Raw genomic sequence first — 14,014 nt, 5'->3', positions numbered from 1 at the left:
CGGATCGCCGGACTCGTCGGCTGAACCGTGGGCGGAGGCCATGAGTCTGTCTAGGGACCCGCGCTAGCGCGCCTATCCGAGGAACATCACCATGAAAATCTGGACCGCGACCCTGTTGGCCACCTGCCTGGTCGGCACCGCCCAGGCAGCCGAATCCCTGACGATCCCGCTGAACAAGGTCACGACCGACGGTGTGGGCGAAAGTGTCGGCAGCGTGCAGGTGACCCGCTCCAAGTACGGTCTGGTCTTCACGCCGGATCTCAAGGGCCTGGAGCCCGGTATCCATGGCTTCCACGTCCACACCAAGCCCAACTGCGGCGCGGCCGAGGTGAATGGCACCCTGACCGCAGGGGGCGCGGCGGGCGGCCATCTGGATCCGCGCAACACCGGCAAGCACAGCGCGCCCTGGTCGGACGACGGCCACCTGGGCGAATTGCCGGCGCTCTATGTGACCGCCGACGGCCAGGCCACCCAGCCGGTGCTGGCGCCCCGCCTGAAGCGCCTGGAAGAGCTCAAGGGCCATGCGTTGATGGTGCATGCCGGTGGCGACAACTACGCCGACCAGCCCAAGCCGCTGGGTGGTGGCGGCGCACGCGTCGCCTGCGGCGTCATCAAGTAGGCGCCTTCCCCTCCTCATCCCGCCGCAGATCCGGCGGGATGGGCAGATCGGACAGCTTGGGCTTGCGCCCGCGTCCAGCCCGGAATTGCCTGAGCTGATAGACATAGGCCAGGACCTGAGCCACGGCCACATAGAGTCCGGCCGGAATCTCCTGATCCACCTCGGTGGAGAAATACACCGCGCGCGCCAGCCCTGGCGACTCCAGCAGCGAGACCTGGTGTTCCTGGGCGATCTCGCGGATCTTCAGCGCGGTGAAATCGCTGCCCTTGGCCACCAGCACCGGCGCCCCGCCCTTGGCCGCGTCGTACTTGAGCGCCACGGCGAAGTGGGTCGGGTTGGTGATAACCACATCGGCATTGGGCACCTCGGCCATCATCCGACGCTGGGCCATCTGCCGCTGCATCTGGCGGATCTTGCCCTTGACCTCGGGCTTGCCCTCGGCGTCCTTGTATTCGTCCTTGATCTCCTGCTTGGTCATCATCAGCTTCTTGCGGTTGCTGAAGATCTGGAAGGGCACGTCCACCGCGGCGATGATGAGCAGCCCCAGGGCCAGCAGCAGGGTGGCATGTCCCACCACCTGCATGCTGTGCAGGAGCGCCTGCTCGGTCGGCAGCTTGGCGATCTGCAGCAGGGCCGTGCGCTCGCTCATCAGCACCAGCACCGACACGCCGAGGATGATGAAGAACTTGCCCAGGGCCTTGAGCAATTCCACCAGGGAATTCTTGGAAAACATCCGGGCGATGCCGGACATGGGATTCATCCGGCTCGGCTTGGGCGCCAGCATCTTGCCGGAAAAGAGGAAGCCACCCAGGGCGATGTGGCCAACGATGGCGGCGATCACCACCAAGGCGATCATCGGCAGCATCCCGATCATCGCCGCCTTGCCCGAGGCCAGCAGGAAGGTGCCCATGAAGCGTTCGTCCATGACCTCTTCGCGCCGCAGGGAGAAGTTGCTGCGCATCACCTCCAGCAGCTTGCCGCCCAGGAAGGCGCCGTACATCAGCAGGCCGCCGACCCCCGAGAGCATGACCGCCACCGTGCCGAGTTCGCGTGATCGCGGGAGCTGCCCCTCCTCCCGGGAGTCACGCTTGCGTTTCTCTGTGGGGTCTTCTGTACGGTCTTCGCCATCGGATTCAGCCATGCGGCATATCTCCTAGCGGGCTCGGGCGAGTTCGCGCAGCCATTGCAGCGCCTCGCTGGCGAGACTTTCATAGTGGGAGAGGATGTCGGCGGTGCCGAGCCAGACGATGACCATGCCCAGCACCACGATCAGCGGCATGCCGACGGAAAAGATGTTCAGCTGCGGCGCGGCGCGGGTCATGATGCCAAAGGCGATGTTGACCACCAGCAGCGCGGTGATGGCCGGCAGCACCAGCAGGATGCCGGCGCCCATGACCCAGCCCAGCCGCCCGGCGACCTGCCAGAAGTGCTCGACGCTCAGGGTATCGCCCACCGGCAGGGTAACGAAGCTTTCGGCGAGGATCTCGAACACCACCAGATGGCCGTTCATGGCCAGGAACAGCAGCGTCACCAGCATGGTGAAGAACTGGCCCATGACCGGGGCCGAGGCGCCGTTGACCGGGTCGATCATGGACGCGAAGCTCAGGCCCGCCTGGGTCGAGATGATCTGCCCCGCCACCACGAAGACATGGAAGAACAGCTGCAGGCTGAACCCCATCACCGCGCCGATGAGGATCTGCTCGACGATCAGCGGCAGCGCCTGGGGACTGATGGCATCCACCTGTGGCATCGGCGGCAGGGTCGGCACCAGCACCAGGCTCAGGGCCAGGGCCAAATACATCCGCACCCGCACCGGGACCAGGGTGGTGCCGATGATCGGCATGGTCATCAGCAGCGCGGCGATGCGGAACAGCGGAAACAGGAAGCTGCCGACCCAGCCGCCGATCTGGGCGTCGCTGAGGGCGAGCATGGGCTAGCCAATCAGCCGCGGGATGTTGGCGACCGAGGTCTGGATGAATTCCATCAGTTGCCGGACCATCCAGGGCCCCAGCACGATCAGCGTCAACAGGGTGACGATCAGCCGCGGCAGAAAGCTCAGGGTCTGTTCGTTGATCTGGGTCGCCGCCTGGAAGACCGCCACGATCAGACCGACGATCAGACTCGGCACCACCAGCACCGCCACCAGCAGCGCGGTAAGCCAGAGACCCTGGCGGAACAGATCGACGGCGACTTCAGGGGTCATTTCGCTTCTCCACGCAAAGGGGGCACCGCTAGACGGTGCCGAAGCTGCTGGCCAGGGTACCCATGATCAGCGCCCAGCCATCCACCAGCACGAACAGCATCAGCTTGAACGGCAGGGAGATGATCATCGGCGACAGCATCATCATGCCCATGGCCATCAGCACGCTGGCGATCACCAGGTCGATGACCAGGAAGGGAATGAAGATCATGAAGCCGATCTGGAAGGCGGTCTTGAGCTCGGAGGTGACGAAGGCCGGCACCAGGATCGACAAGGGCGCCTGGTCGGCGCTGGGGATGTCGGTGCGCTTGGACAGCCGCATGAACAGGTCCAGGTCCGATTGCCGGGTCTGCCCCAGCATGAAGTCCTTCATCGGCACCTGCGCCCGGGCGATGGCGTCCTGGGCGCTGAGTTGTTCGTTCAGATAGGGCTGCACGGCGGTGGTGTTGATGCGATCGAACACCGGCGCCATGATGAACAGCGAGAGAAACAGCGCCATGCCCACCAGCACCTGGTTGGACGGCGTGGTCTGCAGGCCCAGCGCCTGGCGCAGGATGGCGAAGACGATGACGATGCGGGTGAAGCTGGTCATCAGCATGACGAACGCCGGGATGAAGCTCAGCGCCGTCATGATCAGCAGGATCTGCAGGCTGACCGAATATTCCTGCTGCCCCTGGCCGTTGGTACTCAGGGTGATGGCCGGGATCGACAGCGGATTGGCCTGTCCGGCCTGCTGCGCCAGCGCCAGGGGCGCGAACAGCAGCACGGCCAGGCTCAGCAGCCAGCCCAGGGTGCGCCCGAGGTTGGCCGGGAGACGCGAAGAAATCATGGTTTCGCCTTGGGATCGCGGCTGATGAGTTCCAGCAGGCGCTGGGCGAATTCCGGCGCCGGCGCCTCGGTCTCGCCCGGTCGCACCGGCTCGCGCAGGCTGTGCAGCGGCGTGATCCGTCCGCCGGCGACGCCGATCAGCAACTGCTCCTGGCCGACCTGAACCAGCACCAGCCGCTCGCGCGGGCCCAGGTGCTGGGTGGAGATGACCTTGATCACCTGCTGACCGCGCGGACCCTGCTGCTGCACCCGGCGCACCAGCCAGGCCAGGCCGAGAATCAGTGCGATCACCAGCAGCAGACCGAGCAGCAACTGGCCGACCTGCGCCCCCACATCCAGCCCCGGCGAGGTGGCTTCGGCGGCACGCGCGGTCAGGGGCAGGAGACCCAGCGGCAGGAGCAGACTCTTCATGGATCACCGCAGCTTCTTGATACGTTCCGTGGGGCTGATGACGTCGGTCAGGCGGATCCCGAACTTCTCGTTCACCACCACCACTTCACCATGGGCGATCAGCGTACCATTCACCAGCACGTCCAGCGGCTCGCCAGCCAGACGGTCGAGCTCGATGACCGAGCCCTGGTTGAGTTGCAGCAGGTTGCGGATGGAGATGTCGGTGTGGCCGACCTCCATGGAGATGGTCACCGGGATGTCCAGGATCACATCCAGGTTGGGCCCTTCCATGCCGCTCACTGCCAACCCCCCACTGCTCTGACCAAATTCTTCCACCGGCGCCTTGGGCGGCTTGGGGGCTTCGACCTGGGTACCCTGGGCCATCAGGGCGTCGATGTCGTCCTGACTGGCGTCACCGGCTTCGGCCAGGGCCGCGGCCCACTCGTCCGCCAGGGCTTGTTCTTCGGGGTTGTCTGCCATTGTCTGGGTCTCGTGCTACGCCGGGCCCGGGCCCGGACGGAAAAAACGGTTGTCGCTCAGCGGCCGCGGCTGACCGGTTCGAGAATCTGCAGGGCCAGGTTGCCCTTGCGCGCGCCCATCTTGACCTTGAAGGTGGGCATGCCATTGGCGCGCATGAGCATCTCCTCGGGCATTTCCACCGGAATCACGTCGCCGGGCTGCATGTTGAGGATATCGCGGAGTTTGAGTTGGCGCCGGACAACCGTCGCCTCCAGGGGCACGCGCACATCGAGCAGGTCCTCGCGCAAGGCCTTGACCCAGCGTTCGTCCTGGTCGTCCACGTCCGACTGGAAGCCGGCGTCGAGCATCTCGCGGATCGGCTCGATCATCGAATAGGGCATGGTCACGTGCAATTCGCCGCCGCCGCCATCCAGTTCGATGTTGAAGGTGCTCACCACCACCACTTCGCTGGGGCTGACGATGTTGGCCAGGGCCGGGTTGACCTCGGAGTTCATGTACTCGAACTGGCAGTCGAGCATGGCGCCCCAGGCTTCCTTGAGATCGATGAAGCACTGGTCGAGCACCATGCGCACCACGCGCAACTCGGTGGGGGTGAATTCACGACCTTCGATCTTGGCGTGACGCCCGTCGCCGCCAAAGAAGTTGTCCACCAGCTTGAACACCAGGCGGGCGTCGAGGATGAACAGCGCGGTACCGCGCAGGGGCTTCATCTTGACCATGTTGAGGCTGGTGGGCACGTACAGCGAGTGGATGTACTCGCCGAACTTGGTGACCTGCACCCCACCCACGGAGACGTCCGCCGAGCGGCGCAGCAGGTTGAACATGCTGACCCGGGTATAGCGGGCGAAGCGTTCGTTGATCATCTCCAGGGTCGGCATGCGTCCGCGGACGATGCGATCCTGGCTGGTGAGGTCATAGCCCTTGATGGTGCCCGGCTCGGCATCGGTCTCGGTCTCGACGATGCCATCGTCGACCCCGTGCAGCAGGGCATCGATTTCATCCTGAGAGAGCAGATCTTGCACGGCCATGGCGTTACCTATTGCAGGACGAGATTGGTGAACAATACCTGTTCGATGGCAGTCTGGCCGGTCAGTTTCTTCGCCAGTTCCTGAACCTTGCTGGTGGCCTGCTGGCGCAGCATCTCCTTGCCCACCGGCGTCAGCAGGCTATTGAAGTCCTGCCCGGAAAACAGCATCACCAGCTGGTTGCGGACCTGCGGCAGTTGCGCCTTGAGCGCATCCATCTGCGCCTGGTCGCGCCCCATCAGGGTCACCGTGACCTGCATGTAGCGCTGGCGACCGTCGGCGTTGTAGTTGACCACGAAGGCCGGCACCAGCGCCTGGTAGACCGCGGCCAGATGCACCGGTGCCGCCGGAGCGGCCGGTGCAGCGTGCTCGGGCTCCGCGCTCTTCTTGCCGAGCAGGAACCAGGTCGCACCCACCGAGGCGCCGATGACCAGCAGCAGGGCCACGACGATGATGATGATGAGTTTGAGCTTGCCCTTGCCCTTGCCTTCCGCGGCTGCGCCCTCTGCCGCGGGCGCCTGCTTCTTCGCCATAAGTGTTCGACCGAATCCTGTGCGGCTCGTCACCCCTGTTGGGTGACGCAGCTAACCTATTGATACGAAGGGGATATAGCAGGTGCGGCCCAGGCTGTCACCTGGGAGCCGTTGGCCTGTCAGGCGTAGTAGTCGACCAGACTGCGCGCGGCGAGGGTCGCCGAGCCGCGGGTTTCGGCGACGTTCGCCACCGCTTCGTCCGCGCCATCCCCTGCGACACCCCCGCGGCCCCGGCGCGAGCTCTCGTGCTGAGCGCCCTGCTGGGACTGCTGCCAGGCCTGGCCGGACGACTGATCGGAGACGTTGACGTTGGCCAGGTTCATGCCCTGCTGGGCGAAGAGCTCCCGCAGGCGCTGGCTGCCGTTGTCCAGCGCCTCGCGCACGTCGGCGTGGGGACTGGCGAAGGTGACCTGGGTCTGGTCCTGGGTCATGTCGATGCGCACCTCCAGTTTGCCCAGTTGCGCCGGCTCCATCTGGATGTCGGCGGTCTTGAGGTTCTGGCTGGACATCCACATGACCTTGTCGACCACCGCCTCGCTGAAGTTGCCGGCCTGGGGATTGAGCGGCTGGCCCGGTACGGCAGCGGTGACCGGACGAGCGGTCTGCGCCGGACTGCTGAGCGCCTGCGACAGGGCGGTGAGCTTGTCGGCGAAGGCATCGGTCTTGCTCGGGGCCGCCGCGTCCTGACCATCGCCCTTGTCCAGGGTCGCGGCCAGGGCCGCACTGGCTGCCTGATCCGCCGTCTGGGCGGGCGTGCCATCCGCCGGCAACAGCCCTTGCAGCTGGGTGGCCGCCAGGTTGTTGGCGTTGCTGGTGAGCTTGGCGGCGTCACCCTGGGCCTGGGGCACCTGGCCCAGCAGCTGTGCCAGACCATCGTCGGTCGTCTGCTGCTCGCCGGGCTTGGCCGGGGTGGCCGTGGCGCCCGCGCCGATACCCGGGGTGGTCGTCTGGGCTACGGTTGCCACGGCAGCGCCCAGCAGCGCCGCCGGATCCAGGGCCTGGGCAGTGGCGGTGGCTGCGGCGTCCGCGGCCGTCCCGGTGGGCAGCTGAGGCGTTGCCACAGGCGTGGCTACCGGCTGCGGGAACTGGCCGGTCATGCCGAACATGAACAGCGGATCCAGAACCGCGTCCACCGGCGCCTTGGCGTCTTCGCCCTGGGCCACCGGCAAGGTCTTGCCGCTGTCGTCGGCGGTGGTTGCCGACGGCGCGTCGCTCTTGGCGGTGCTGTCGGCCTCGGGCTTGGCGTCCGCCGTGCGGTCGTCATCGCCCGCGCGTTTCACCCGGTCATCCCCATCACGGGCACGCCCGGATTCGCTCTTGCGCGCCTGGCTGGGGGCCTTGCTGTCGCTGGTGTCACGCGGCTTTTCGCTGCGCACCGGCTCACGCGGCTGCTCCTGGGCAAAGACATCGGCGAAGCGCTCCTGCGCGGCCGGGCGATCCTGGGAAGGGGTCTTGGCCGCCGCCCGGCCGGTGCTGGCTGGCGAGGTGGCGGTGTTCAGAAGGAAATCGGGCACGACGGCCATGGAGGACTCCGAAGGACGGGTTTTCGGACGGGTTTTCGGATCACTAGCAAGTTGCGCGCCAGCCCTAAACGCCAGCGCTTTGACGAGGTCAGCCCGCGTAGCGTTGCCGCTCGACCTTGAACAGGATGCGGACGATGGCGAATTCGCGCTCCATGGCGGAAACCCCCATGGCCAGCTCGGCGGTGGTCGCCCGACGCCGCGCGCCCTCCTCCACGGCTCGGCACAGCTCCGCCAGCGGTGCGGCCCCCATGTTGCCGGCACTGCCCTTGAAGCTGTGCGCCAGCTGGCGGACCTGTTCGGCATCGCCGCCGATCACGCTGCGCTTGAGTTCGGCGATACGTTCTTCGCAATCCACCAGAAAGGTTTCGATGAGGTCGACGTACTCCTCCTCCATGCAGTCGCGCAGGGCGGCGAGCGTTTCCGGATCGAGATGGGAGGAAAACATCGGCATTCTCACTGGCTAAGACAAGGGACGAGGGGCAAGGCCCGGCCTAGATATAGGTCGAGCGCGCCCGCTGGGCGTATTCGTCCATCTGTTTCTGTTCGCGCTTGTCCTCGACCAGGCGCTGCTCCTGGCGATAGCGCTCGACCAGCTTGCGCAGGCCTTCGAGGCGCGCATAGTGCTCCTGCCACTGGGTGCGGGCCTTGGCCACCACGTCGCGGTGCCACTGGGCGTTGCGCTCCTGCTGGCCGATCGCCTCTTCCAGCTGGCTGAGAAAGCGCTGATAGCCGATCAGCCACTGGCCGGTGACGCCGCGGCTGCCATTGGCCACCAGGCGCTGCTGGTAATCCTCGCGATAGCGCTGCAATTCGCCGAGCTTGAACTCGGCCTGGGCCAGTTGCTGCTGGCACTGCCCCAGGCGCTGGGCCGCGTCACGCTCGTCGCGCTCGCTCATCTCCACCACGGGGCCCAGACGTTCGGCTCTGCCTTTCATGATCTATCAGCCTCCCAACACAGCTTGGAGATTGGCGGCACTCTGCTCCAGCGATTCGCTCTCGCGCAGCCCCTGGCGCAGGAAGTGCTGCATGGGGGCGTAGCGAGCGATCGCCAGATCGGTTTCGGCATTTCCGCCGGGCACATAGGCACCGACGCTGAGCAGGTCCTTGGCCTGCTGATAGAGCGACCAGAGTTGCTTGACGCGCTGGGCGTTGCGCAGGTGCTCCGGGCTGACCACCTGGGGCATGACCCGGCTGATGGACGCCTCGATGTCGATCGCCGGATAGTGGCCTTCCTCGGCCAGCCGCCGCGACAGCACGAAGTGACCATCCAGCACGCCCCGCGCCGAGTCGGCGATGGGATCCTGCTGATCGTCGCCTTCCGAGAGCACAGTATAAAACGCCGTGATCGAACCCCCACCTTTTTCTGCATTGCCGGCCCGCTCCACCAGCCGCGGCAGCTTGGCGAACACCGACGGCGGATAGCCCTTGGTCGCCGGCGGCTCGCCGATGGCCAGGGCGATCTCCCGCTGCGCCTGGGCATAGCGGGTCAGGGAATCCATCAGCAGGAGCACGTTCTTGCCCTTGTCGCGAAAGTATTCGGCGATGCGGGTGCAGTACATGGCTGCACGCAGGCGCAGCAGGGGCGCATCGTCCGCCGGCGAGGCCACGACCACTGCCCGCTTGATGCCCTCCTCGCCCAGGATGTGCTCGATGAATTCCTTCACCTCGCGGCCCCGTTCGCCGATCAGCCCGACCACGATGATCTCGGCCTTGGTCAGCCGGGTCATCATGCCGAGCAGCACGCTCTTGCCCACGCCGGTACCGGCGAACAGACCGAGACGCTGGCCGCGACCCACCGTCAACAAACCGTTGATGCTGCGGATGCCGACGTCCAGGGGCTCGCTGATGGGCTCGCGCTTGAGCGGGTTGATGGTTGGGCCGTCCATCGGCACCCAGTCTTCGGCACGCATGCGGCCCTTGCCGTCCAGGGCATTGCCCAGGCCATCCAGCACGCGACCGAGCATGGACATGCCCATGGGCAGACGGCCGGTATCCGGCACCGGTACCACCCGGGCGCCGGGCGCGATACCGGCGAGGCTGCCCACCGGCATGAGAAAGGTCTTGTTGCCGTTGAAGCCCATCACCTCGGCCTCGACTTCCACCGGCTGGTAGCCACCGCCATTGATCAGCCGGCAGCGGCTGCCAACGGCGGCACGCAGGCCCTCGGCCTCCAGGGTCAGGCCGACCATGCGCAGCAGGCGGCCTTCGATCACCGGCTGCTGTTCGACCCGGATGGCTTCATCGTAACCGCTGAGGCGGCGTTCGAAACTCAGACGCTCAAGACGCATGGGGGGCATCCTCGATGTCGATGTGCAGATCGGCTTCCTGGGGCTGGGTCGCCTGGTGACGCTGCTGTTCGGCCAGCTGCGTCAGTGCCTGGGTCAGACGGGTCTCGATGCTGGCATCGATGACGCTGCTCTCGGTCTCGATCCGGCAGCCGCCAGGCATCAGGGTCTCGTCCTCGAGGATGCGCCATTTCTCCTCGTGGCGGTCACGCAGGGCCTTCATCAGCTCGAAGTCCTGGGGGCTGACCTGGATGCGGATGTTCTCGGCCCCCATGGGCAGCAGCTTCAGCGCCGTGCGCACCACCTGACCCAGTTGACTGGAGTCTAGCGTGAGTTCGCGCTGGATGACTTCGCGGGTAATGTGCCTGACCAGCTGCACCATCCCGGCTTCCAGGGCCTGGTCCTGTTCGCCGATGGGATCGAGCAGATGGCTCATCAGGGTTTCCAGGCTGGCCAGCCGGGCGGCCAGCGCCGCCTCGGCTTCCTGGCGCGCCTTGAGCTGACCGGCGTGGTAGCCGTCGCGCTCGCCGGTGACGAAGCCTTCGTTGTAGGCCTCCTGGCGGATCGCCTCCAGCTCTTCGAGGGTGATCGGCTGGACCTCTTCGACCGGCACTTCTTCGATCTGCGGCTCCGGCTGAGGCTCGGGCTCGGCGGCCGCGGGCGCAGGAATCTCCTCGGGCTCGTCGAAACTGTCGAAGGCCGGCAGTCGCCAGACATCGAAGGCTTCCAGATCCCGCGCCCTGATCAGTTCGCTCGCCGCTTCTTTGCTCATTACCTGTCCGTCAGAAAACCGCTACTGAGCAGACATTAGCAAAGCACAGGCCAACCCCGGCAAGCCGTCAGACCATTTCCTCGCCACCCTTGCCGCCCAGAACGATCTCGCCGGCATCGGCCATGCGACGAGCGACGGCGAGGACCTCCTTCTGCGCGCCCTCCACCTCGGACAGTCGCACCGGCCCCTTGGCTTCCAGGTCGTCGCGCAGCAGCTCGGCCGCGCGCTTGGACATGTTGCGGAAGAACTTCTCCTTGATGCCGTCGTCGGCACCCTTGAGCGCCAGCACCAGCACATCGGACGACACCTCGCGCAGGAGCGCCTGGATGCCGCGGTCGTCGACGTCGGCCAGGTTGTCGAAGACGAACATCAGGTCCTCGATCTGCCCCGACAGATCCTGGTCCGCGTCGCGGATCGCATCCATCAGCGGGCCTTCGACCGAGCTGTCCAGGTAGTTCATGATGTCGGCGGCGCGCTTCACGCCGCCCAGGGCGGTACGGGTGGTGCTGGCGCTGCCGGAGAACTGCTTCTCCAGGATCAGGTTCAGCTCCTTGAGCGCCGCCGGTTGCACGGTGTTCAGCGAGGAAACGCGCAGGACGATGTCCAGGCGCACCTTGTGATCGAAGTGACCGAGCACCTCGGCCGCCTGGTCCGGGTCCAGATAGGCCACCACGATGGCCTGGATCTGCGGGTGTTCGTAGCGGATCACGTCCGCCACCGCCCGCGGCTCCATCCACTTCAGGCTGTCCAGGCCGCTGGTGTTGCCGCCCAGCAGGATGCGGTCGATCAGGCCGCTGGCCTTGTCCTCGCCCAGGGCCTGGGTGAGCATCTTGCGGATGTAGCCGTCGGCGCCCACGCCCAGGCTGGTCTGGTCGCCCACTACCTCGATGAAGTCGCCCAGTACCCGCTCGACCTGCTCGCGGTTGACGTTGCGCATCTGCGCCATGGCGGTACCGACCTTCTGTACCTCCTTGGGTCCCATGTGGCGCAGGATCTGCGCGGCATCGGCCTCACCCAGCGACAGGAGGAAGATCGCGGCCTTCTCGACCTTGGAAAGTTGCGCGTCATTCGTCGCCATTGATCCAATCCTTCACTACCTGGGCGACACGGCCCGGATCATCGTTGACCAGCTGCTTGATGGCGGTCAGTTGAGCGTCATAACCCTCGCTGGGGCTGGGCAGCAACAGCGGCGCAGGACCGGCCAGGCTCACCTTGTCGTCGGCCAGATCGTCCGACAGCCCATCCAGACCGCCGGCACCCAGGGCACCGGCACCACCGGCAGCGGCCAGGGCAGCGGCGTCCTTGGTGTTGCCGCCGGACAGGTTCTTCAGCACCGGACGCAGCACCCCAAAGACTAGCACCAGGATGAAGAGGACGCCGAGGGCCTGCTTGACCACACCCCAGAACCAGGGCTGCTGGTAGAAGGGAATGCTCTCGATCTCTTCCTGCTGCACCGGGGCGAAGGGCGCATTGATCACGCTCACGCTGTCGCCACGGCTGGCGTCGAAGCCCACGGCATCCTGCACCAGACGGGTGAAGCGAGCCAGGTCTTCGGTGGTCCAGGGCTGGTGGCTGACCTTGCCGGCGGCATCGACCTTGACCTGGTCGTCCAGTACCACGGCGACGGAAAGCCGACGCAGACGACCCTGCTGCTGACGGGTGTAGCTGATGCTGCGGTCCAGTTCGTAGTTGCGGGTGTTCTGCTCACGCTTGTCGGTCGGGTACGGCAGGGTCGCCGGCAGGCTGGTCTTGCTGTCGTAGATGAACTGGTCATTGGCGTCGCGCAGCGGCTGGCCGGGAGCGATGTAGTTCGCACCGCCACCCTGGGCACCGGCCTTTTCCGGGGTCGAGGACGGACCGGGCGGCTGGTTGGACAGGGCCCCCGGCACGCCCTGGGCGCCGCCGCCGGAAGTCTGACGCTGTTCGCTGTTCTGTTGCTCGCTGCGCAACGCCGGCTGATCCGGGTTGAACTGCTCGGAGGTCGACTCCACAGCATTGAAGTCCACGTCGGCGGCCACCTCGGCCTTGAAGCGGCCATTGCCCACCACCGGCTGCATGATGTTCTGCACGCGCTGGGTCAGGGAGCCTTCCATCTTGCGGGTGTAGTCCAGTTGCTTGCCGGCGATCGACAGCTCGGAAAGATTCTGCTGGTCGGACAGCAGCTGGCCCTTCTGGTCGACGATGGTGACCTGGGACTTGTCCAGTTCCGGCACGCTGGTGGCGACCAGGTTGATGATGGCCATGACCTGACCGGCATCCAGGGTACGGCCAGGGTACATCTCTACCAGTACCGAGGCGCTCGGCTTGCGCTCGTCACGAACGAACACCGAACTCTTCGGGATCGCCAGGTGCACCCGGGCGCCCTTGATGTTGTTGAGGCTGGAAATGGTCCGGGCCAGTTCGCCTTCCAGGCTGCGACGGTAGTTGGCCGCCTCCATGAACTGGCTGGTGCCCAGCGGCTGCTCCTTGTCCAGCAGCTCGAAGCCGACGTTGCCATCGGAGGCGGTGATGCCGGCCGCGGCCATCTTCATGCGCGCCCGGCCGAGGTCATCGGACTTGACCAGCAGGGCACCGGAATTCGGATCGACCTTGTAGCCGATGTCGGCCGCGCCCAGGGCCTGCAGCACCTGGTTGGCGTCGAGACCGTTCATGCTGGTGTACAGCGGCCGATAGTCCGGCTGCTGGGTCCAGAGCACCACGGCGAAACCCAGGGCGACGCTGGCGGCCAGGCCGATCAGCAGCCCCATCTGCCGCAGCAGCGGCATGTCGGACAGGTTGTCGAGAAAGCTGAGACCCAGCAGCGACTTCTTGGGCTTGTCTTCAGCCGCAGGTTGGGTCGTCGGGACGGGTGCGTTGGTAAGAGCGTCAGCCATTTTCTAGACCGTCCTCAAATCGACATTTGCATGATGTCTTGGTACGCCTGCACGAACTTGTTGCGTACCTGGGTCAAGGCCTGCACGGAGACGCTGGCCTTCTGCGAAGCGATCATGACTTGAGTGAGGTCGACGCCGCCCTGACCCAGCTCGAAGGCCTTGGCCAGCTCGCCGGCGGTCTGCTGGGTTTCGTTGACGGAGCCCACGGCCTTGCTGAGCATGTCGGCGAAGCTCGGACCCTGGACCTGTTCCGCGCCGGCAGCCGGAGCTACGACGGCTTTCGACCGGGCCATGGCTTCGGTCTGCATGGAACGCATTTCCAGCATCAACCGATTGAACTCGACACCTTGAACCATTTGCTCTGCTCCTCTGGCACGGGAAATTGACGCCGTACCCACTCGTGTCAGAGATAGAGCAATGCCTGTGCCAGATCCTAAAAATCCAGCGAAAACAATGGCTTGGTAAAAAGGTGCCGAGAACCGACTA

Annotated in this window: 17 protein-coding genes; 1 reads left to right on the top strand and 16 read right to left on the bottom strand. The window is 65.7% G+C overall.

Going from position 1 to position 14,014, the window contains the following annotated elements; all coding sequences use genetic code 11:
* Positions 1–91 precede the first annotated feature (91 nt).
* Positions 92–619, top strand: a complete 528-nt coding sequence (gene sodC, locus ACZ5R1_RS07760; RefSeq protein WP_007160370.1) for a superoxide dismutase family protein — start codon at positions 92–94, stop codon at positions 617–619.
* Here sodC and flhB read toward each other — a convergent pair.
* The 16 genes from flhB to fliE all read right to left on the bottom strand — a co-directional run bounded on the left by flhB (position 612) and on the right by fliE (position 13,884).
* Positions 612–1,760, bottom strand: coding sequence for a flagellar biosynthesis protein FlhB (gene flhB, locus ACZ5R1_RS07755; RefSeq protein ID WP_007160371.1), 1,149 nt, complete (start codon positions 1,758–1,760; stop codon positions 612–614). The genes sodC and flhB overlap by 8 nt on opposite strands.
* 12 nt (positions 1,761–1,772) lie before the next feature.
* On the bottom strand, positions 1,773–2,549 hold the full coding sequence (gene fliR / locus ACZ5R1_RS07750; protein WP_027597971.1) for a flagellar biosynthetic protein FliR: 777 nt from the start codon (positions 2,547–2,549) through the stop codon (positions 1,773–1,775).
* Positions 2,550–2,552: 3 nt separating this feature from the next.
* The gene (fliQ, locus tag ACZ5R1_RS07745) at positions 2,553–2,822 is read right to left on the bottom strand and encodes a flagellar biosynthesis protein FliQ (RefSeq protein WP_027597972.1); all 270 of its coding nucleotides are present in this window, start codon (positions 2,820–2,822) and stop codon (positions 2,553–2,555) included.
* A gap of 28 nt (positions 2,823–2,850) precedes the next feature.
* Entirely contained in the window at positions 2,851–3,648 is a 798-nt protein-coding gene (gene fliP, locus ACZ5R1_RS07740; RefSeq protein ID WP_464712993.1) for a flagellar type III secretion system pore protein FliP, read from the bottom strand.
* Positions 3,645–4,058, bottom strand: coding sequence for a flagellar biosynthetic protein FliO (fliO, locus tag ACZ5R1_RS07735; protein ID WP_027597974.1), 414 nt, complete (start codon positions 4,056–4,058; stop codon positions 3,645–3,647). Before fliO ends, fliP begins: the two co-directional genes overlap by 4 nt.
* Positions 4,059–4,061: 3 nt before the next feature.
* On the bottom strand, positions 4,062–4,517 hold the full coding sequence (fliN, locus tag ACZ5R1_RS07730; RefSeq protein WP_007160376.1) for a flagellar motor switch protein FliN: 456 nt from the start codon (positions 4,515–4,517) through the stop codon (positions 4,062–4,064).
* Between the two features lie 56 nt (positions 4,518–4,573).
* Positions 4,574–5,545 carry a flagellar motor switch protein FliM gene (gene fliM, locus ACZ5R1_RS07725; protein WP_007160377.1) on the bottom strand — a complete coding sequence of 324 codons (972 nt, stop codon included), beginning with the start codon at positions 5,543–5,545 and terminating at the stop codon, positions 4,574–4,576.
* 8 nt (positions 5,546–5,553) lie between these two features.
* Positions 5,554–6,075 (bottom strand): flagellar basal body-associated protein FliL, encoded by a 522-nt coding sequence (gene fliL, locus ACZ5R1_RS07720; RefSeq protein ID WP_027597975.1) that lies wholly within the window; start codon positions 6,073–6,075, stop codon positions 5,554–5,556.
* 119 nt (positions 6,076–6,194) lie between these two features.
* Complete coding sequence (locus ACZ5R1_RS07715; RefSeq protein WP_464712992.1) at positions 6,195–7,598, bottom strand: flagellar hook-length control protein FliK; 1,404 nt, start codon at positions 7,596–7,598, stop codon at positions 6,195–6,197.
* An 88-nt stretch (positions 7,599–7,686) separates the two neighbouring features.
* Positions 7,687–8,043 carry an Hpt domain-containing protein gene (locus ACZ5R1_RS07710; protein ID WP_007160380.1) on the bottom strand — a complete coding sequence of 119 codons (357 nt, stop codon included), beginning with the start codon at positions 8,041–8,043 and terminating at the stop codon, positions 7,687–7,689.
* 46 nt (positions 8,044–8,089) lie between these two features.
* Entirely contained in the window at positions 8,090–8,533 is a 444-nt protein-coding gene (fliJ, locus tag ACZ5R1_RS07705) for a flagellar export protein FliJ (RefSeq protein ID WP_027597978.1), read from the bottom strand.
* A 6-nt stretch (positions 8,534–8,539) separates the two neighbouring features.
* Entirely contained in the window at positions 8,540–9,886 is a 1,347-nt protein-coding gene (fliI, locus tag ACZ5R1_RS07700) for a flagellar protein export ATPase FliI (protein WP_007160382.1), read from the bottom strand.
* Positions 9,876–10,655 (bottom strand): flagellar assembly protein FliH, encoded by a 780-nt coding sequence (fliH, locus tag ACZ5R1_RS07695; RefSeq protein ID WP_115946550.1) that lies wholly within the window; start codon positions 10,653–10,655, stop codon positions 9,876–9,878. Before fliH ends, fliI begins: the two co-directional genes overlap by 11 nt.
* Positions 10,656–10,722: 67 nt before the next feature.
* Entirely contained in the window at positions 10,723–11,733 is a 1,011-nt protein-coding gene (fliG, locus tag ACZ5R1_RS07690; protein WP_007160384.1) for a flagellar motor switch protein FliG, read from the bottom strand.
* Positions 11,720–13,528, bottom strand: a complete 1,809-nt coding sequence (gene fliF / locus ACZ5R1_RS07685) for a flagellar basal-body MS-ring/collar protein FliF (protein ID WP_027601686.1) — start codon at positions 13,526–13,528, stop codon at positions 11,720–11,722. The genes fliG and fliF overlap by 14 nt, the downstream gene beginning before the upstream one ends.
* A 14-nt stretch (positions 13,529–13,542) precedes the next feature.
* Positions 13,543–13,884 carry a flagellar hook-basal body complex protein FliE gene (fliE, locus tag ACZ5R1_RS07680; protein WP_007160386.1) on the bottom strand — a complete coding sequence of 114 codons (342 nt, stop codon included), beginning with the start codon at positions 13,882–13,884 and terminating at the stop codon, positions 13,543–13,545.
* Positions 13,885–14,014: the final 130 nt, after the last annotated feature.

It is taken from the genome of Pseudomonas sp. Pso3, assembly GCF_055393275.1.
Note: the sequence above shows the minus strand (reverse complement) of the source record. Positions and strands in the feature narration are given on the sequence as shown.